We start from the raw sequence: 18007 nt of genomic DNA on the forward strand, positions 1-18007 counted from the left end.
TCCTGCCCGCGCGGCGCGGGCGTGGGGATGGGATGCCTGCCGGGCCACGGCGCGGGGGCGGTGCCGGACCGGCCCCGGGCGCGCTCAGGCGCCGTCCGCCGGGGCCTGCGGTGGCTGCGCCGGGTTCGCGCCCTTGTCGGCCGCGACTTCGGTGGCGCGCAGCGTGGGGGCCAGGCCGTTGAGCACGCCGTTCACGTACTTGTGGCCGTCGGTGCCGCCGAACTCCTTGGCCAGCTCGATGCATTCGTTGATGACCACGCGCCACGGCACATCCAGGCAGTGCTGGAACTCGTACACGCCGATCCACATGGCCGCGTGCTCGATGGGCGAGATCTCGGCCATCTTGCGATCGAGCTGCGGGGTGATCAGGGCGTCGAGCGCCTCGGCCGATTCGATGCAGCCGTGCAGCAGCGAGTCGTAGTGGGCGGCATCGGCCTTGTGAAAGCCCGCCAGGTCGCGGGTGAAGGTGTCGATGGCGGTGGCGTCGTTGCGGCCCACCAGGTGCTGGTAGAGCGCCTGCAGCGCGAACTCGCGGGCGCGGCTGCGGTTGGATTTGGAGGCGGCCTTGCGGGCGCCGGTGCTGGTCACGCCGGTGCGCGCCTGCCGCGGCGGGCGCTTGGCGCCGCCGGGATGCGAAGAGGTGGAATCGCTCACGACAGCTCCTCCAGCAGGTTGGCCATTTCCACGGCCACGCGGGCGGCGTCCTGGCCTTTTTCGGTCTGGCGGGCGATGGCCTGCTCCATGTTCTCGGTGGTGATGATGGCGTTGGCCACCGGCACGTGGTAGTCGAGCGAGATGCGGCTCACGCCCGCGCCCGATTCGTTGGCCACCAGTTCGAAGTGGTAGGTTTCGCCGCGGATGATGCAGCCCAGGGCGATCAGCGCGTCGTATTCGTCGCGCTCGGCCATGGCCTGCAGGGCCACCGGCACTTCCAGCGCGCCGGGCACCAGCACGTGGTGGATGTGCTTTTCCTGCACGCCCAGCGCCAGGAGTTCGGCACGGCAGGCCGCGGCCAGGGTGTTGGTGATGCTCTCGTTGAAACGGGCCTGCACGATGCCTATGTGCAGCTTCTTGCCGTCGAGCTTGTCCGCTGTTCCTTTGTCTGCGCCAAACATGTCTTATTCCTTGGGAAGGTATCCGGTGATCTCGAGGCCGTAGCCCGCCATGCTGGGCATGCGGCGCGGCGGGCCCATCAGTTGCATCTTGTGAACGCCGCATTCGCGCAGGATCTGCGCGCCCACGCCGTAGGTGCGCAGGTCCATGCGACCGCGTTCGGGCGCATGGGCCGAGCGGGCGCGGCCTTCGAACTGCTCCAGCAACTGCTCGGCGCTTTCGCCGCAGTTGAGCAGCACGGCCACGCCCTGGCCTTGGGCGGCGATGTACTGCAGGCTGCTGTCGAGGCCCCAGGAGTGCATGGAGCGGTTGACCTCCAGCGCGTCCAGCACCGACAGGGGCTCGTGCACGCGCACGGGTACGCTGTCGTCCGGACCCCACTGGCCCTTGACGAGCGCCAGGTGCACGGCCTGGCTGGGTTCGTCGCGGAAGGCGTGGGCGGTGAACTCGCCGAAGGCGGTCTGCAGCGGGCGCGTGCCCACTTTCTGCACCAGCGATTCGTTGCGGCTGCGGTATTCGATGAGGTCGGCGATGGTGCCGATCTTGAGGCCGTGCTCGGCCGCGAAGATCTGCAGGTCAGGCAGGCGGGCCATGGTGCCGTCGTCCTTCATCACCTCGCAGATCACGGCGCTGGCGCTGCAGCCGGCCATGGCGGCCAGGTCGCAGCCGGCTTCGGTGTGGCCGGCGCGCATGAGCACGCCGCCGTCCACCGCCTGCAGCGGGAAGATGTGGCCGGGCTGCACCAGGTCGGCGGCCACGGCGTGGGGCGCCACGGCGGCCTGCACGGTGCGGGCGCGGTCGGCGGCGGAGATGCCGGTGGTCACGCCCTCCGCCGCCTCGATGGAGGCGGTGAACGCCGTGCCCATCTTGGTGCCGTTGCGGGCCACCATGGGGGCCAGCTTCAGCAGTTCGCAGCGTTCGCGGGTGAGGGTCAGGCAGATCAGGCCGCGGCCGAAGCGCGCCATGAAGTTGATGGCCTCGGGGGTGACGTGGTCGGCGGCCAGGACCAGGTCGCCTTCGTTCTCGCGGTCTTCCTCGTCCACGAGGATGACGATGCGCCCGGCGCGCATCTCGGCCACGATGTCTTGCACCGGCGAGATGGGCGCAGGGGTCAGGGGGGTGTTCATGGAGGGCAGGGCTTTCGGTGGGCCGCGCGTGTGGCGTGCACCGCACGCTGGTCCGGCCACGGCCCGGACGGAGCCGCCTCCAAAGAGCGGGCGGTGCGGCGCTGGCCGCACGGTGCGGGAGCGCTACGCGCCCCAAAGGCGGCGATTTTAGTCCACTTAGTGGACTTGGGGCGCGGGCGAGGCGGGCCGCGTCCGGCCGCCCTCGCGCCCGGCCAGGGCACCGGCCACCATCACCCACGCCAGCAGCAGCAGGGACAGCAGTTTGAGCCCGCTGGCCACCGTCAGCACCGTGGGCCAGTGCGGGTGGTGCATGTGCAGCGTGGCGTAGTTTTCCACCAGGTCCGACAGCACCAGGGCCAGCATCGTCCAGTGGGCATGGCGGGAGAGCCAGCCCAGGGCCCAGCCCGGCGGCACGGCCCGCGCGACCAGCCGCCGCAGGGCCCAGGCCACCGGGTAGGCCAGCCACAGGGCGTAGCTGGCGAGCAGTGCCCAGTCCCAGGCGATGGCGCGGCGCACGCTGTCGGTGCCGCCGCAGACCACGCCCCAGCCGGCGTGCCAGTGCGCCGTCACCTGAAAGCCCGAGGGCAGGCCCTGCACCCACCCCGGCGCCGACTGCAGGTCGCAGGCGGCCTGGCCGAGCTGGAACGTGATGGCGAACAGCACGGCGGTGACGACCGCCAGCGCCACGCCCAGCCAGCGCCAGGGCTGCGTGCGCGGCACGGTGTTGGCGGGCACTGCGCCGTCCACCGGGCGGGCCGTGGGGTCGATGAAGTCGCTGGGAAAGCGCTCGCGTGCATTGAGGCCGGTCCAGACCCAGTAGGGGCAGTCGTAGGCCTGGTCGTGCATGGCCGTGAGCGGGTCACCGGGCTGAAGCTGGCCCCGGTCCACGCGCAGGCCCTTGGCGAAGGCCTCGTCCACCATCCATTTGAGCGTGAGGTTGGACAGCCCGTCGCGCGCGTACGAGCCGCCCACGTCGCTGTGCACGCCGCGGAACCAGCGCTGGTCGTAGCTGCGCCAGGGCCGCTCCCGCTCGGTGAAGTGCGGGTCGGCGTAGCGCCGGGGCGAGTACTTGCTGCGCGATTCATAAAGCGACATGGCATGGCGCACGTTGGCGAACCGCTTGCGGGCGAACTCGGTGGAGTTGGTGATCTTGATGCCGCCCAGCAGCCCGCTGCCGATGGCCTCCACCGTGTCCCACACGCCCACGAAGTGCACGAGCGGCGTGCGGCCCAGCGAGAAGTTGTCGATCACGTCGCGCGCGAAGGCCTCGCGGCTCTTGGTGCCGGCCTGGTTCTTCTGGCCGCTCGGGGCGAAATAGGTGCGCACCAGGGTTTCGATGAGCGGCAGGCCCTCGGTGTGGATGAGGCCGTACATGTTGATCATGCCGGCCACCGCCCGCGCGGTGAACGCGCCGCGCGAGAAGCCGAACAGGTAGATGCGGTCGCCCGGCCGATAGGTGTGCACGAGGAACTTGTAGGCCTCGGCGATGTTGGGGAACACGCCGCTGCCCAGCGCCAGCCCGGCCAGTTGCCGCAGCTGGTTCCTGGCCTTGGACAGGATTCCGTCCGCCGGGAATTCATTGGTGGTGCCCACGCCGGGGTCGTAATAGACCAGTTGCGTGGGCTCGCTGCCCGATGCGTCCCGGCCCTTGCCGAGCATGCGCAGCAGCTTCACCACGTTGGTGTCCTGCTGGTTGCCCAGGATGTTGCCGGTGCCGTCGAACAGCAGCACGAGGTTGCGGCCCGGCTGCGCGGCCCATTGCTCGTCCGCGGCGATGCATTCGGCCAGGATGGCCTCGCGCGTGGGCGCGCGGTCGGCGGCGTCCGGGCCCGTGGCGTTGGCATGGGCGGCCGGTGTGGCCGGCGTGTCTTTGGCGTTCATGGTGTCCTCCCTCCCGTGGCGATGCGTGTCCGGGAGATTCTGGGCGAGGAACGCGCGCCACAGCAAGGGTGCCCGCCCCATGGGGGCGCGGAGCGGGCCCGGGTTCAGATCATTTCAGCCGGCTTCAGATGCCGGGCGCTTCCAGCCGCACGTCGCTCACCGGGTAGGCCACGCAGGGCAGCACGCAGCCCTCGGCGCGCTCCTCCGGGGACAGGCCGGGCCATTCGATGGCGTAGCGCACCTCGCCTTCGGCCAGCAGGCCGATGCAGGTGCGGCAGGTGCCGTTGCGGCACGAACTGGGCCAGTCGATGCCGCCTTGCTCCAGCGACAGCAGCAAGGGCTGCTCGGGCCAGGCATCGCACTGGGTGCCGTCGTCGCCGACGCGGGCGGTGAAAAAGGGAACGGAAGAAGGGTCACTCATGGCGAACGGCCACAGGAGGGCGGTGAACGAGAGGGTTAGGGATGAAAAAGGCCTCCAGTGCAATCAACACTAGGGCATGCCGCTATGTTTTTAATAGCATTCATGGGTCGTAGAGCTGAGCACACTGGGTTGCCCAAAAAGAAGGCAGTCGAGCGGTAGGCGTTCAAAATCAACGACTTGGCGTCGCCATACAGGGCTTGTCCCGAGTTATCCACATGATTGTCCAGCGGCACCAGGGATAACCACAGCCCTGTGGGCAACCGGGTGCCTAAAAATGAGGCGGCGCATCGATTTCCTTGCAAAATCAAGGGCTTGGCGTCGCCATACAGGCGTTGTCCCGGGTTATCCACATGATTGTCCAGTGCGGGCAGGGATAACCCGAGGGGCGCCCGTCAGGCGCCGACCTTGACGCCTTTCCAGAACGCGAAGCGGCCGCGGATCGACTCGGCTTCGGGCTTGGGGTCGGCATAGGTCCAGACGGCGTCGGGGTTCAGTTCGCCGTTGACCAGCAGCGACCGGTAGGTGGCCTGGCCCTTCCAGGGGCACATGGTCTTGTGGTTGCTGAAGGTGAAGTATTCCGGCTTCAGCGCGCTTTCGGGGAAGTAGTGGTTTCCCTCGACCAGCACGGTGTCGTCGCTCTCGGCGACGGTCACGCCGTTCCAGATGGCTTTCATGGGGGTGTTCCTTTGCAATGAAAAAATGCGGGCTGCGCTGATGGGATGGGGATCGCGCGAGCAGCCATCCCATGAATCGCAGGCCATGGGCCGGGGCGCGGCAGCGCGTTGAAGGCCGGACGATGGGCCGTGGCAACGCGTCGCGGTCTTGCCGAAAGAGCACCTTACCCGAATTTGCCTGCGTCCTTGTCGTCGCCGCTGCCAAGCGGCAGCAGTGCCCAGCCCCTGTTCCGCCCGGCTCAGGGCCGCAGGTCGGGCGATGGCGTGAGCGGCACCCCTTGCGCGCGTGCCGCCGCCTCCTGCGCCGCCATGGCCCGGCCGAAGGCGGGCCGCTCGCGCAGGCGGGCCCAATAGGCCGCCACGGCGGGCGGGAATGCGGCGGCCAGCGCCAGGTGTTCGGCCAGCAGCAGCGCATAGCCCACCGACACATCCGCCACCGTGAAGCGCCCGGCACATAAGTAGGGCTGCTGGGCCAGCCGGGGTTCCAGCGTGCGCAGCCGCGCCAGGAACCAGCGGGCGTAGTCGTCGGCCACCTGGGGGCTGCGGCGTTCTGCCGGCTCGAAATACCGGTAGCGCAGCACCAGGGTCTGCGGGAAGGTGAGCGTGGCTTCGCCGAAATGCAGGTCGTTGAGATAGCGGCCGAAATCGCGTTCGCCCACCTCGACCTGCAGGGGAGTTGGCGCATGGCGCGCACACAGGTATTGGCACATGGCGGCGGATTCGGTCATGCGCGTGTCGCCATCGACTAGCAGCGGCACGGTGCCCAGCGGGTTCTCGCCGAGGAATTCGCGCGCGTGGACACGCGGCGGGAAAGGCAGCACCTGCAGCGCATACGGCGCATTCAGCTCCTCCAGCATCCACAAAGGGCGGAAAGAGCGTGCGCTGAGGCAGTGATGGAGCGTGATCATGGACGTGTTCCCGGCGGTCACGCCGCCATCGATGAAGAGGGGCCCTTCAGCTTAGGGGCGGTGCCGGGCGCTGCAGCGACAAAGCGTTCGCAAAAGCTGCCAATGTGTTATCGGGGCGCTGCGTGCCGGGGCATCGGTCCGCAGCGTCCAGGGGATCAGGACAGACCGTGGCTGCCGACCCACGCGGCCAGCGCCTGCGCGCTGCGGAACTCGTCGCAGGCGCGGGCCGGCACGCCGGGGTAGCGTGCGTTCCACATCTTGGCGAGCGCCTGGCCCGGGCCCACCTCGACCACGCAGCGCACGCCGCGCGCATGCAGGTTGTCCATGCACTCGTCCCAGCGCACGGTGCGGGCGATCTGCGCCGCCAGTGCGTCGCGGGCCTGCGGCACGCTGGCGATGCGGTCGGCCGCGTTGCTGAACAGGGCCGTGCGCGGGCGGGCGAAAGCCGTGCCCTCCAGCACCTGGCGAAAGGCATCGGCCGCCGGTTGCAGGGCCGGCGTGTGCGAGGCCACGCCCACGCGCAGGCGCGTGCAGTGGCCGCCTTGGGCCGTGGCCAGCGCTTCGGCGCGGTCCAGCGCGGCCAGCGCGCCGCCCAGCACCACGCTGTCCGGGCCGTTGCGGATCGCCACGGCCAGGCCGGTTTCGCGCACCAGAGCGTCGATGGAGGCCGGTGCCATGCGGCTCACGCCGATCAGGCCGCCGGGGTGGCCGGCGGCGCAGCGGTCCATGGCTTCGGCGCGCGCCTGGGCGAGCGACAGCGCGGTGCCGGCATCGAACACGCCGGCTGCACTGAAGGCGGCCAGCTCGCCCACGCTGTAGCCCGCGACGGCGGCCGGTGGGGGCAGCAGCGGGGCCAGGGCGTCCCATGCGGCCAGGGCCAGGCCGGTCAGCAGCACCTGGGCGTGGGCATTGCGCGCGGCCCAATCGGCGTCCTGCAGCGCGGCGCGCCAGTCGCGCACGCCGAGGCGTTCGTTCACCGCGCGCACCGGGGCGCCGTCGGCCAGCCAGGGCAGCATGCCGGGGTGCTGCATGCCCTGGCCCGAAAACACCAGGGCGTAGCTCATGGTGCGCAGCCCGCCGGCGGCGCCATGCGCACCACCCAGCAGGCGGCGGCCAGCAGGTCGGCCGAACCGCCGGGCGACAGGCGCCGCGCGACGAAATCACGGCCGATGGCGTGGGCGGCCTCCAGGCCGCCGGGCCGCCCGGCGCCGCCCGCGGCCAGAAAGTCCCGCGCACAGGCCTGGGCGTGGCGCAGGCCTGCCAGGCCGCCCCGGTGGGCGAGGTTGCTGTCATCCAGCACGGCCATCACGGAAAACAGCGTGTCCACGCGCGCCTGCTGCACGCCGAGCCCGCGGGCGAGCGCATGGCGCAGCGCGGGCACTGCGGTGTCGAACAGCACGGGAAAGCCGAGCGCTGCCTCCTGTGCCGCGCCGCGCAGGCCGTGGCGCGCCGCGGCGATGCCGCCAGGCAGCCGCGGCGTGCGCAGCGTGCGTTCGGCGCGCTCTGCCAGCGCCGCGCCCCAGTGGCGGCGCAGCGCCTCGCGCAGCGCGGCGGGCTGCAGGGGCGTGCCCTCGCGCGCCAGCGCCCCCGCCGCGGCGCACAGCAGGCCCAGCGTGAAGATCGCGCCCCGGTGGGTGTTGACGCCGCCGGTGGCCGCCACCATGCGCGCTTCGGCCTCGATGCCGCAGCGCTCCAGCGCCGGGAACCCTTCGCCGGCATGGCCCAGCGCGGCGATGCGCACGAAATAGCCGCGCAGCGCGAACAGGCTGCGCATGAAGGTGCGAGCATCCATGTCGGTGTGGCTGCCGTTGTCGGTGAGGGTCACCAGCCCGGGCTTGGGCGACAAGGCCAGCTCGTCGTAGAGCGACAGCGTGGCGGCGCGGCCGATGGTGTGCGGGGCCGGGCCTGGGCCTGGGGCACTGGCGGGCCGGCGCAGTGCGTTGGCGGTCATGGCATCGGTTCCTGCACCGGTTCCTCTGCCGGTTCCGTGGCCGGCCAGAAGGGGGCCTGCGCCAGCGCGGCGCCGGCCAGGCGCTTGACCATCACGGCCTTGCCGCGGCCTGCACGCCAGGCGCTCCACTCGCGCCAGGCCACGGCGGCGCCGTTGGCGAACAGCAGTTCCCCGTCGAGCCGGGGCTGCGCCTTCGGGAAGGCGAGCAGGCAGGCGGCGACGGCATCGGCCTGCGCGGGGCCGGCCACGCCGATGCACAGGTCGGCGTCGGAGCCGCTGCGCAGGTGGTCCAGCCCGGTGATGAGCTGCCAGCCGTGGCTGCCGTAGATGCGGGCGGCCACGCCGCAGGCTTGGAGCGCCTCGCACAGGCGGCCCCAGGCGGCCTTCGATCCGGTCGGCATCAGCGGCTGGGCCAGCAGGGCCGGGGGGAAGGCGTCGAAGTAAAGGATGTCTTCGCGCGCCACGCACAGCGCCAGGCGGCGCCGTGCCCAGCGGCCGGGGGCCGGAAGGCCCAGCGCGATGCTGCCGTCCGGGCCGGGCGGCTGGGTGGTCACCACGAGCGGAAGGCGCCGCGCGGCCCAGTGATCGAGGCATTCGCGGGCCTCGCCGTCCCAGGGCAGGGCGAGCTGGCGCTGCCAGCCGGCGTCGGACAGGCAGGCGAGCTGATGGCGCTGCAGGGGCAGGGCGGTGGCCATGGGCGTGGGTGCGTGAAGGGGTGGCGTCCGTGTTCAGGCCGCGTCCAGCACGCGCTGCGCAACGGCGGCAGCGAGCTGGCGGCCGCCGCGCGCGGCGCCGTCCCGGGCCCGCACGTCGTCGGTGGGCGTGTGGGCCAGGGCCTCGCGCAGCGCGGCGGCCAGGTCGCCTTCCCACAGCGCGCGCACGCCGCCCATGGCCACGTAGTTGTCCACGCCGGGGGCGAAAACGGGGTTGGACTGCGACAGCTCGGTGAGCCGGGCCTCGGGCAGCTTGGTCACGCGCGCCATGGCGGGAATGCGCATCACGCGGATCTCGGCCTCGGGCAGCGCGTAGCAGGCGTCGGCGATCAGGCCCGAGGTGATGAAGCCGCCCGAGAGCGCCTGGTCGTAGACCAGCCCGACCACGCGGTGGCCGTGCCGGCGCGCGAGGTCGATGGCCATCCCCAGGTGCGCCATGGCGCGGTTGATGCCCAGCAGCTCGTCGCGCCGGCGCAGTTGCTGGCCCTGCGTGTCAATGAGCAGCAGGATGGCGCGGCCGGGGTGCTGCGCCACGGTGTCCAGCACCGCGCGGGCCTGTGCCAGCGCCAGCCGCACGCCGATGGGCGCATGGTTTGTGGTGCCGATCACGGCCAGGGGCTGGCCGTCGAAGGTGGGCGTGCCCAAGAGCAGGTCGCCATCGGCCACGATGCCGTGCTGCGCGCCGAAGAGCCTTTCGGCCAGGGTGTTCCATTGCATGTCGGTTCCTTCTCGTTCGTTGCTGCGGGTTCAGGCCGGGCGCAGGCCCTGCACCGCTGCCACGTCCAGCTCGGGCACCCGGGCGGCATCGGCCACGCCCAGGGCCTGCCACAGCGCGGTGGCATCGTCGGCGGGGGCATCGTCCGGCAGGTGGTCCAGCGCGGCCATGCGGGCGGCCAGCAGCGCGTGCTCGGCCTCCAGCGCCGCCGGCGTGACGGGCCGCGCGGCCCCGAGCGCGGCGATGGCAGCGGTCCGGAAGGCAGCCACGTCGTCCTCCACCAGCGCGTCGCAGTCGCCTGTGAGCCAGCGGTGCTTGCCGCCGCTGGTGCGCCACACCAGGGCGCGGTCGCGCGCGTCGTACTCCTCCACGCCGTGCGAGGCCTCGATCACCTCGGGGCCCGACATGGCGAGGCGGCCCATGTCGCTCATCACCACGTGGTCGGCGCAGCGCGCCACGATGCCCATGCCGCCGAAGCAGCCGTTGGCGCCGCCGATCAGCACCACCACGGGGATGCCAGCAGCGCGCACGTCCAGCACGGCGCGCATGACCTCCGAGACGGCGATCAGCCCGGCGTTGGCCTCGTGCAGCCGCACGCCGCCGGACTCGGCCAGCAGCAGCACGGCCGTGGGCCGGTCGCGCAGCGCGCGCCGCAGCAGGCCCACGAGCTTGGCGCCGTGCACCTCGCCCACGCCGCCGCCCATGAATTCGCCCTCCTGCGCGGCCACGAAGATGGGCCGCCCGCCCAGCGTGGCGCGGCCGACGGCCACGCCGTCGTCGAAGGCCGAGGGCACGCCCAACTGCGCCAGGTGCGGGCTGGTCACGCGCTCGGCCGGCGGCAGCCATTCATGGAAGCTGCCGGGATCCAGCAGGTGGGCCAGGCGCTCGCGCGCGCTGCATTCCGCGTAGCTCAGACTCATGGCCGCGCTCCCGGTAGTTCAGCCACGGCCTGGTCGAGCCGCAGCCCCACCACGGCGGGCGTGGCGCCCATGTCGTTGATGGCGATGCGCACGCCGGCCAAGGCGTGGCGCGCATGGAAGTCGTCCAGCACCGCCTGCCAGATCGGGCCGAAGCCGCGTGCCGATGTCTCCACGCGCACCGAGCAGCCGGTGCCGCTGTCGGGCTCCAGCAGCACCTCGAGGTTGCCAGAGCCGACCACGCCGACCAGCACGGGGGCGAAGGGGCCGGCGGCGCGGCCGCCGGGGAAGGAAAAGTCCAGGGTTTCGAGCCCTGCGGGAATGTCGCTCATGGGGTGCCTCCTACCAGTTCCGGAATCTCTTGGGCGGCTGGTACAGCCCACCCGACGCGCGCACCAGGTCGCGCATGCTGCGCGCGGCCAGCAGGTTGCGCGTGGCATCGCGCGGGTCGATGCCCAGGTCCTGCGGGCGGTGGATCACGCCGCGGTCGCGCAGGTTCTCCACCGCGCGCCGGTCGCGGGCCAGGCCCACCGCGGTATAGCCCGCCACGCCGCGGATGGCCTGTTCGCGCTCTTCATCGCTGCGGCACAGCAGCAGGTTGGCGATGCCTTCCTCGGTGAGGATGTGGGTCACGTCGTCGCCGTAGATCATGATGGGCGGCAGCGCCATGCCGGCCTGCTCCTGCAGCGTCCAGGCGTCCAGCCGTTCCACGAACGCGGGCTGCATGTGCTCGCGGAAGGTCTCCACCATCTGCACCACGAGCTTTTGCCCGCGCGGCGTGCCGGCCGCGCCGGTGCGGCCCGCCCGCGCCTGCGCGCCCGCCTTGAGCCAGGCGGGGCTGGCATGGCGCCGCCCGCGCGCATCGGCCCCCATGTTGGGCGCGCCGCCGAAGCCCGCGATGCGCCCCAGTGTGGCGGTGGAGCTGTTGCCGTCCAGGTCGATCTGCAGGGTGGAGCCGATGAACAGGTCGCAGGCATAGTGGCCCGCGGCCTGGCAGAAGGCGCGGTTGCTGCGCAGGCTGCCGTCTGGGCCGGTGAAGAACACGTCCGAGCGCGCGCGGATGTAGTCCTCCATGCCCAGCTCGGAGCCGAAGGAGTGCACCGATTCCACCCAGCCGGCCTCGATGGCCGGAATCAGCGCCGGGTGCGGGTTGAGTGCCCAGTGCCGGGCGATCTTGCCCTTGAGGCCCAGCGACTCGCCGTAGGTGGGCAGCAGCAGTTCGATGGCGGCGGTGTCGAAGCCGATGCCGTGGTTCAGGCGCTGCACGCCGTACTCGCCGTAGATGCCCTTGATCGCCATCATGGCCATGAGCACCTGGATCTCGCTGATCTGCGCCGGGTCGCGCGTGAACAGCGGCTCGATGAAGTGCGGGCGCGGGGCCTGCACGACGAAGCTCACCCAGCCGGCCGGGATGTCCACGCGCGGCAGCGTGGTGGTGCGGCCGTCCACCATCTCGTTGACCTGTGCGATCACGATGCCGCCCGAGAAGGCCGTGGCCTCCACGATGGCGGGCGTGTCCTCGGTGTTGGGGCCGGTGTAGAGGTTGCCCTCGGCATCGGCCGCCTGCGCGGCGATCAGCGCGACCTGCGGCGTGAGGTCGATGAAGTAGCGCGCGAACAGCTCCAGGTAGGTGTGGATGGCGCCGATCTCGATGCGCCCGGCCGACACCAGCCGAGCGATGCGCGCGCTCTGCGGGCCCGAGAAGCTGAAATCGAGCCGCGAGGCGATGCCGTTCTCGAACACGTCCAGGTGCTGCGGCAGCGCCAGCACCGACTGCACCATGTGCAAGTGGTGCACGCGCGCCGGATCGACCTGCACCAGCGCATCGGCCAGGAAGTCGGCCTGCTTCTGGTTGTTGCCTTCGAGGCAGACGCGGTCGCCGGGCTCCAGCACGGCTTCGAGCAGCGTGCCGATGGCGGCGGCATCGACCCGTTTGCCGGCCAGCGGCATGCCGTGCGCAGCCAGCGCGCGGTCGGCCCGCGCGAGCCGGGCGGCGCGGCGGTCCGCGCGGGTGTTCCAGTCTCTGGGGTTCATGGGAGGTAGGGGTGGGTTGGAAGAAGGAAGGGTGGGGGCCTGCGGCCGGTCAGAGCACCACGAACAGCAGCCACACCACCACGGGTGCGATCAGTGTGACAGCGGCGCCATACACCATGAGCTGGCGGAAGAACACCTCGCGGTTCACGCCGCGCGCATTGGCCAGCACCAGCGCGCCGTTGGTGGAGAAGGGGCTCACATCGACGATGGTGGACGACACGGCCATGGCCGCGATGAACCCCACCGCGCCCACGCCGGCATCGCCCGAGCCGCCGCCCTGCAGAAACGGCACGGCCAGCGGGATCAGCGAGCCCAGCACTGCCGTGGACGAGGCGAAGGCCGAGATCACCGCGCCGACGAAGCACAGCAGCAGCGCCGCCATCAGCGGCGAGGTGAGCGCGGCGACGCTGTGGCCCACGAAGTCGATGGTGCCCATCTTGTCCATCACGCACACGAAGGTGCTGACGCCCACGATCAGCATGATCTCGGGCCACGACACCTGGCCGAGCGCGCGCTTTTGCAGGTTGGGCGCCATCAGCGTGAGCAACAGGCCGATGGTGATGGAGACGAAACCGATGTCCTGCTTGAAGAACAGCGTCAGCACGGCGAGGGTGAGCAGGCCGATGACGGTGACCGCCTGGTACCAGCGCGCACCCTCCGCTTGCGGCGTGGACGGGGCGGCGTTCATGAGCGAGTCGTCGGTCTGGGCGGCGGTGCGGCGTTCCTCGGCCAGGGAGTCGCCCTCGGCGTTGCCATAGACCTGGGCGCCGCCCTGGCCGTGGGCGACCTGCGGCAGGTCGAACGGGGTGTTGCGGGCGCCGGTGCGCTGGCGCGCCAGCTTCAGGCCGCCCATGGCCACGAACAGCGCCATGGCCACGGCTAGGTTCACCGCGAGGCTGGCCGCCATGGTGGCGATGGGGTTCAGCGGCAGGCCGGCCGTGGCCACGATCTTGTTGGTGATGCCGCCGTAGATGCTGATCGGCGAGAAGCCGCCGCCCTGCGCGCCGTGGATGACGAGCAGGCCCATCATCAGCGGGTTGATGCCGTACTTGGCCGCGAAGCCCAGCGCGATGGGCGCGATGATCGCGACCGCCGCCGGGCTGACGGCCCCCACGCCCGTGAGCGCCGCGGCGATGAAGAACATGATCCACGGGATCGCCGCGATGCGCCCGCGCACCGCGCGCACCGCCAGCTTGACCAGCCAGTCGATCGTGCCGTTGTTCTGCGCCAGCGCGAACAGGTAGGTGATGCCCACCAGGGTCAGGAACAGGTCGGCCGGAAAGCCCGCCATGATGGCCTTGGCATTCATGCCGGCCACGAGCGTGCCGACCAGGAAGGCCCCGACGAAGGCGATGACGCCCATGTTGATGGGCAGCACGGTGGCGATGACGAACATGCTGGCGAGCGCGCAGATGGATATCCAGTGGGAAGTCATTGAATTTGTCTCCTGTCCGTGGCGCCCCGCGGCGGCACAGGCCGGTGGCTGTGCTCATGGATGCGGGGCTTTGTTCTTGCAGGGGACGATACGCAGCCGGGCGGCGCGGATCAATGCCAGCGGCGTGCCGACACTTACGCTAATCGAAACGATCCAGGGTTACCCCGTAGGGTGGCAGCTGAGGCGGCTCAGGACAGCGCCGCCTTGGCGGTGCGGCAGACGGCCAGCAGGGCGAGCAGGTTGGGGTCGCGCTCGCGGGTGCGCAGGAAGTGCAGCGCGATGGTCTGGCGCATGCGGTAGCGCTGCTGCAGCGCGATGAGCCGCACGTTGGGCGGCAGCACGCCCCGCACCCGCCCGGGCAGGAGCGTGCAGCCCACGCCGCCGCTCACCAGGTTCATCAGCGAGAAGATGTCCTCGGTCTGCATCACCACGTCGGGGGTGAAGCCGGCCACCCGGAACGTCTCCATGAATCCCTGGTAGGTCACGAAGCCTTCCGTGAGGCTGACGAAGCGCTCGCTGGCGCAGGCGGCCAGGTCGATGGGCTCGTCGGGCGGGTAGGGCGAGTCGGCCGGCGCGGCGAAGTGGATGTCGTCCTCGAACAAGGGCTCACACTCGAGGTCGGGCATATCGCCGGACGACCCCATCAGCGCGGCGTCGATGGCGCCGTTGCGCAGTTTTTGCCGCAGGTCGGCGTCCGAGCCCAGCACCAGTTCGGTCTGCAGTTCGGGCAGGCGCCGCTTCATGCCCATCACGAGGGTGGGCACCGTGCGGCTGGTCAGCGAATAGAGCGATCCGATGCGGATGCGGTCGGACGAATACCCGGCCACCGCCCGCGTGGAGCGGATGCCCTCGGACAGCGTGCCTAGCAGCTCGCGCGCGACCTCCGCCAGGTGGTGTGCGGCCTCGGTGGGGTGCAGGTGCCGGCCTTCGTGGCGGAACAGGGGGCAGCGCAGCGCGTCCTCCAGCGAGTGCAGGGCGCGGTGCACGCTGACCGCGCTGATGTCCAGGCTCTCCGCCGCGCGCGCGAGGTTGCCGGCCTCCAGGAAGACCCGCAGGATGTGCAGCTTGCGAAGGGTGATGTCGTCATCGGGACGGTGGGGCATGGCCATGCGGTGGGGGCTCGATCAGAATTCGTGCTGGGCCGATTGCAGCACATTGCGCGGCCGCTTTTGCAAAACCATCCACTGGCCCGCGGGGCCCACAGGAGAGAGAAACCCATGGCAATCGATTTCAAGGGCCGCGTGGCCATCGTGACGGGCGCGGGCGGCGGCCTGGGCCGCCAGCATGCACTGGCGCTGGCGGCGCGGGGCGCGAAGGTGCTGGTCAACGACCTGGGCGGCGCGGTGGACGGCAGCGGCGCGGCCGTGGGTGCGGCGCAGGCCGTGGTGGACGAGATCCGCGCGGCCGGCGGCGAGGCGCTGGCCAACGGCGCCTCGGTGACCGACTTCGCGGCCGTGCAGGGCATGGTGCAGCAGGCCGTCGATGCCTGGGGCCGCGTGGACATCCTGGTCAACAACGCCGGCATCCTGCGCGACAAGTCCTTCGGCAAGATGGACATGGACGATTTCCGCCTCGTGGTGGATGTGCACCTGATGGGCGCGGCCCACTGCTGCAAGGCCGTGTGGGCGCACATGGTGGCGCAGCAATACGGCCGCATCGTGATGACGACCTCGTCCACCGGCCTGTACGGCAACTTCGGTCAGGCCAACTACGGCGCCGCCAAGCTGGCGCAGGTCGGGCTGATGCAGACGCTCGCCATCGAAGGGGCCAAGCACGGCATCCACGTGAACGCGCTCGCGCCCACCGCCGCCACCCGCATGACCGAGGGCCTGATGCCCGAGGAGGTGCTGGCCGCCCTCAAGCCCGAGGCTGTGGTGCCGGCCATGCTGGTGCTGGCGCACGAAAGCGCGCCCACGCGCACCATCCTGTGCGCGGGCGCCGGCACCTTCGAGGCGGCGCACGTCACGCTCACGCAGGGGGTGCATCTGGGCATCGGGTCCGATGTTCCCGAGCAGCTCGCCGCGCGCCTGGCCGAGGTGACAGACCGCACCGGCGAACAGGTGCCGCAAAGCGGGGCGGCCCAAGGGACCAACGAGGTGCGGCTGGCCCAGCAGCGCTGAGCGTCCGGGGCCCGCGTCGCGCCGCGCCGGCGTTTCAGCGCACCGGCTCGGCCGCGAGCGCCTCGCGCAGGATGCGACGGATCTCCAGGATCGCCCGGGGGTTCTCCTGCACGCTGTGGTGCGAGGTCAGCACCAGTTCCGACTCGGCACCCGCCAGGTGGGCGCTGCCGTAGGGCACGATGCCATCGCTCGACTGCGCCAGAGGGGTGCCCGGGTCTTCGCGGCCCATGATGGAGTGGTAGCGCACGCGCGGGCCGATCGGCAGGTCGGCGGCGGCGCGCACGAATGGGTCGGTGTCGGCCAGGTTGTCGATGCTGTTGGGCAGACGCGGCGGAACGCCCCCGGACGAGGGCTGCGTGGCCTGTGCCCTGGCCAGCGTGCGGGTCGCATCGCCGAAGCGCTCCAGCACGGCCAGCGGCAGCGTCACCATGTTGGCCAGCCAGCGCGAGAGGGTCTTGTTGGCGAACGGCGTGCCCCGGTGGGGCGCGGCGATGAAGACCGCCCGGCTCACCTGGGGCATGGGGTGGAACACCAGGAAGGGGCCGAGGTCCTCGCGCAACCGGGCCTGGTCTTCCGGGGGCAGCACGGGGCGGCCGATGACCTCGTCCCACAGCGTGTCGCCGGATTCGGACACCAACAGCCGCGCCAGCACGCCCCCCATGCTGTGGCCGACCAGCACGATGTCGCGCGATGCGCGCGCCGTGCCGGCGGGATCGAAGTGCGCCAGCGTCTGCACCAGGGCCTCCCGGATGTCGTGCTGGTTGAGGGCCAGCGGTGCATTGGTGGGGTAGTACACCTGCCACACCTGGTAGGCGTCCCGCAACTGCGCATCGCCCAGGACCTCGTTGGCCACGTTGATCCAGGCCTCGGGGCTGCTGGCCAGCCCGTGCAGCATGACGATGGTGCGGCGGTTCGGGTCATAGGGCTGCATGAGGTGGATGCGCGGCGCGTCCAGCCGGTCGCTCCAGCCCAGCAGCGTGCGCATGGCCTGCGTGGCGAAGCCCGAGCGGGCCAGCCACAGGCCGTACCCCGCGGTGAAGTTGCCTGCCAGCGGCACCTGCTGCCCGCCCAGTTCCACCCGCGCTGTGTGGTAGGGGTCGTAGATCGCCACCTGCACCTCCTGCGTGCGCAGCACTTCGCCCAGCGTCTTGCCGGGAAACCGCAACAGCGCGGTGGCCGCGGGGTAGGGCATTTCCTTGAACGGTGCGGGCGTTTGCTCGCCCGGCTCGGGCACCGACGCCGCCACCAGTTCCGTGCCGAAGCCGTCTCGCCGGTAGGTGTTGCGAACGCCGGAAAACCGCAGCGTGGTGGCCGGGATCAGTTCCTCGGGCAGCGGGGCGTCGCTGGGCAGGCGAATGTCCGAGGCGTTGCTGGAAATCCGCCAGGCGCCGAGGGTGCGCGCCTCGTCCGACCGGCGCCCTTCGGCGCGGTAGCGCTGGAACAGCAGGGACACCACGCGCTGCGTGGCGAAGTTGTAGTAGTCGCGTACCTGCGTCTGCCGGTCTTCGAAGGCGCGCTCGCCGGGGGAGCGCTGCGTGAAGAACAGATAGGCCCAGGCGTAGCGGGCCGACTCCATCCAGGCATCGAGCGCCTCGTCCTGCGGCAGTGGCGCGCTGCGGTCGCGTTCGCCTTCAAGGCCCACCTGCAGCCAGACCTCGGCCAGCGCCGACAGGCGCTGCTCCTCGCTGATGCCGTTCGAGGCGGCCAGCTGGTTGCGGCAGTCGGCCAGGTCGTCCGCACAGGTGTCGGCATCGCTGCCGATCACGCGCAGCACCTCTTCGGTGGCCTCGCTGACCCGGCCGCTGGTGAGCACGTCGCCGCGCCGTTGCGACAGGTATTCGCGCGGCGACATCGACGACACCGTCACCCCCGCGCAGCCGCACAGCACGGCCGCGGCGCACAGCGCGGCGAGCCCTCGCAATACCGACCAGGGTGTGCGGCGCGGGGCAGGGGACCAGGTGCGGTGGAACGGCGACGGGGTGGTTGGCGACATGGGGT

The 18007-nt window shown here is 71.2% G+C and carries 18 protein-coding genes; 1 reads left to right on the top strand and 17 read right to left on the bottom strand.

Going from position 1 to position 18007, the window contains the following annotated elements; translation table 11 throughout:
- Positions 1-84 precede the first annotated feature (84 nt).
- The 16 genes from nusB to AVMA1855_RS05410 all read right to left on the bottom strand — a co-directional run bounded on the left by nusB (position 85) and on the right by AVMA1855_RS05410 (position 14992).
- The gene (nusB, locus tag AVMA1855_RS05335; protein ID WP_284424880.1) at positions 85-654 is read right to left on the bottom strand and encodes a transcription antitermination factor NusB; all 570 of its coding nucleotides are present in this window, start codon (positions 652-654) and stop codon (positions 85-87) included.
- Positions 651-1115, bottom strand: a complete 465-nt coding sequence (ribH, locus tag AVMA1855_RS05340; protein ID WP_284399473.1) for a 6,7-dimethyl-8-ribityllumazine synthase — start codon at positions 1113-1115, stop codon at positions 651-653. The genes nusB and ribH overlap by 4 nt, the downstream gene beginning before the upstream one ends.
- A gap of 3 nt (positions 1116-1118) precedes the next feature.
- The gene (ribBA, locus tag AVMA1855_RS05345; RefSeq protein WP_284399476.1) at positions 1119-2240 is read right to left on the bottom strand and encodes a bifunctional 3,4-dihydroxy-2-butanone-4-phosphate synthase/GTP cyclohydrolase II; all 1122 of its coding nucleotides are present in this window, start codon (positions 2238-2240) and stop codon (positions 1119-1121) included.
- 156 nt (positions 2241-2396) lie between these two features.
- Complete coding sequence (locus AVMA1855_RS05350) at positions 2397-4121, bottom strand: T6SS phospholipase effector Tle1-like catalytic domain-containing protein (RefSeq protein ID WP_284424881.1); 1725 nt, start codon at positions 4119-4121, stop codon at positions 2397-2399.
- 124 nt (positions 4122-4245) lie between these two features.
- Positions 4246-4542 carry a 2Fe-2S iron-sulfur cluster-binding protein gene (locus AVMA1855_RS05355; RefSeq protein WP_284399480.1) on the bottom strand — a complete coding sequence of 99 codons (297 nt, stop codon included), beginning with the start codon at positions 4540-4542 and terminating at the stop codon, positions 4246-4248.
- A 392-nt stretch (positions 4543-4934) separates the two neighbouring features.
- Positions 4935-5216, bottom strand: coding sequence for a DUF427 domain-containing protein (locus AVMA1855_RS05360; RefSeq protein ID WP_092739949.1), 282 nt, complete (start codon positions 5214-5216; stop codon positions 4935-4937).
- A gap of 239 nt (positions 5217-5455) precedes the next feature.
- On the bottom strand, positions 5456-6124 hold the full coding sequence (locus AVMA1855_RS05365; RefSeq protein ID WP_284424882.1) for a glutathione S-transferase family protein: 669 nt from the start codon (positions 6122-6124) through the stop codon (positions 5456-5458).
- Positions 6125-6279: 155 nt separating this feature from the next.
- On the bottom strand, positions 6280-7188 hold the full coding sequence (locus AVMA1855_RS05370; protein ID WP_284424883.1) for an ACP S-malonyltransferase: 909 nt from the start codon (positions 7186-7188) through the stop codon (positions 6280-6282).
- Positions 7185-8075, bottom strand: coding sequence for a triphosphoribosyl-dephospho-CoA synthase MdcB (gene mdcB, locus AVMA1855_RS05375; RefSeq protein WP_284424884.1), 891 nt, complete (start codon positions 8073-8075; stop codon positions 7185-7187). The genes AVMA1855_RS05370 and mdcB overlap by 4 nt, the downstream gene beginning before the upstream one ends.
- On the bottom strand, positions 8072-8770 hold the full coding sequence (mdcG, locus tag AVMA1855_RS05380; protein ID WP_284424885.1) for a malonate decarboxylase holo-[acyl-carrier-protein] synthase: 699 nt from the start codon (positions 8768-8770) through the stop codon (positions 8072-8074). The genes mdcB and mdcG overlap by 4 nt, the downstream gene beginning before the upstream one ends.
- A gap of 33 nt (positions 8771-8803) precedes the next feature.
- On the bottom strand, positions 8804-9505 hold the full coding sequence (locus AVMA1855_RS05385) for a biotin-independent malonate decarboxylase subunit gamma (RefSeq protein WP_284409076.1): 702 nt from the start codon (positions 9503-9505) through the stop codon (positions 8804-8806).
- A 30-nt stretch (positions 9506-9535) separates the two neighbouring features.
- A complete protein-coding gene (locus AVMA1855_RS05390; protein WP_284424886.1) occupies positions 9536-10423 on the bottom strand; it encodes a biotin-independent malonate decarboxylase subunit beta in 888 nt (295 codons plus the stop codon).
- On the bottom strand, positions 10420-10752 hold the full coding sequence (gene mdcC, locus AVMA1855_RS05395; RefSeq protein WP_284424887.1) for a malonate decarboxylase acyl carrier protein: 333 nt from the start codon (positions 10750-10752) through the stop codon (positions 10420-10422). Before mdcC ends, AVMA1855_RS05390 begins: the two co-directional genes overlap by 4 nt.
- A gap of 10 nt (positions 10753-10762) precedes the next feature.
- On the bottom strand, positions 10763-12454 hold the full coding sequence (gene mdcA / locus AVMA1855_RS05400) for a malonate decarboxylase subunit alpha (protein ID WP_272564052.1): 1692 nt from the start codon (positions 12452-12454) through the stop codon (positions 10763-10765).
- A 49-nt stretch (positions 12455-12503) separates the two neighbouring features.
- On the bottom strand, positions 12504-13889 hold the full coding sequence (locus AVMA1855_RS05405; protein ID WP_284424888.1) for an SLC13 family permease: 1386 nt from the start codon (positions 13887-13889) through the stop codon (positions 12504-12506).
- Between the two features lie 188 nt (positions 13890-14077).
- On the bottom strand, positions 14078-14992 hold the full coding sequence (locus AVMA1855_RS05410) for a LysR family transcriptional regulator (RefSeq protein WP_284424889.1): 915 nt from the start codon (positions 14990-14992) through the stop codon (positions 14078-14080).
- 114 nt (positions 14993-15106) lie between these two features.
- Between AVMA1855_RS05410 and AVMA1855_RS05415 the strand changes: the two genes are divergently transcribed.
- A complete protein-coding gene (locus tag AVMA1855_RS05415; RefSeq protein ID WP_284399521.1) occupies positions 15107-16009 on the top strand; it encodes an SDR family NAD(P)-dependent oxidoreductase in 903 nt (300 codons plus the stop codon).
- 34 nt (positions 16010-16043) lie between these two features.
- Here the strand turns inward: AVMA1855_RS05415 and AVMA1855_RS05420 are convergent, their stop codons facing one another.
- Entirely contained in the window at positions 16044-18002 is a 1959-nt protein-coding gene (locus AVMA1855_RS05420; RefSeq protein WP_284424890.1) for an esterase/lipase family protein, read from the bottom strand.
- Between the last annotated feature and the right edge of the window lie 5 nt (positions 18003-18007).

Origin of the sequence: Acidovorax sp. SUPP1855 (assembly GCF_030158955.1) — a bacterium.
Taxonomy (GTDB): Bacteria; Pseudomonadota; Gammaproteobacteria; order Burkholderiales; family Burkholderiaceae_C; genus Paracidovorax.

Coding starts and splice junctions, on each gene's coding strand:
- ribH (WP_284399473.1), bottom strand. CDS start 1,115: ATGTTTGGCGCAGACAAAGGAACAGCGGACAAGCTCGACGGCAAGAAG.
- ribBA (WP_284399476.1), bottom strand. CDS start 2,240: ATGAACACCCCCCTGACCCCTGCGCCCATCTCGCCGGTGCAAGACATC.
- AVMA1855_RS05350 (WP_284424881.1), bottom strand. CDS start 4,121: ATGAACGCCAAAGACACGCCGGCCACACCGGCCGCCCATGCCAACGCC.
- AVMA1855_RS05355 (WP_284399480.1), bottom strand. CDS start 4,542: ATGAGTGACCCTTCTTCCGTTCCCTTTTTCACCGCCCGCGTCGGCGAC.
- AVMA1855_RS05360 (WP_092739949.1), bottom strand. CDS start 5,216: ATGAAAGCCATCTGGAACGGCGTGACCGTCGCCGAGAGCGACGACACC.
- AVMA1855_RS05365 (WP_284424882.1), bottom strand. CDS start 6,124: ATGATCACGCTCCATCACTGCCTCAGCGCACGCTCTTTCCGCCCTTTG.
- AVMA1855_RS05370 (WP_284424883.1), bottom strand. CDS start 7,188: ATGAGCTACGCCCTGGTGTTTTCGGGCCAGGGCATGCAGCACCCCGGC.
- mdcB (WP_284424884.1), bottom strand. CDS start 8,075: ATGACCGCCAACGCACTGCGCCGGCCCGCCAGTGCCCCAGGCCCAGGC.
- mdcG (WP_284424885.1), bottom strand. CDS start 8,770: ATGGCCACCGCCCTGCCCCTGCAGCGCCATCAGCTCGCCTGCCTGTCC.
- AVMA1855_RS05385 (WP_284409076.1), bottom strand. CDS start 9,505: ATGCAATGGAACACCCTGGCCGAAAGGCTCTTCGGCGCGCAGCACGGC.
- AVMA1855_RS05390 (WP_284424886.1), bottom strand. CDS start 10,423: ATGAGTCTGAGCTACGCGGAATGCAGCGCGCGCGAGCGCCTGGCCCAC.
- mdcC (WP_284424887.1), bottom strand. CDS start 10,752: ATGAGCGACATTCCCGCAGGGCTCGAAACCCTGGACTTTTCCTTCCCC.
- mdcA (WP_272564052.1), bottom strand. CDS start 12,454: ATGAACCCCAGAGACTGGAACACCCGCGCGGACCGCCGCGCCGCCCGG.
- AVMA1855_RS05405 (WP_284424888.1), bottom strand. CDS start 13,889: ATGACTTCCCACTGGATATCCATCTGCGCGCTCGCCAGCATGTTCGTC.
- AVMA1855_RS05410 (WP_284424889.1), bottom strand. CDS start 14,992: ATGCCCCACCGTCCCGATGACGACATCACCCTTCGCAAGCTGCACATC.
- AVMA1855_RS05415 (WP_284399521.1), top strand. CDS start 15,107: ATGGCAATCGATTTCAAGGGCCGCGTGGCCATCGTGACGGGCGCGGGC.
- AVMA1855_RS05420 (WP_284424890.1), bottom strand. CDS start 18,002: ATGTCGCCAACCACCCCGTCGCCGTTCCACCGCACCTGGTCCCCTGCC.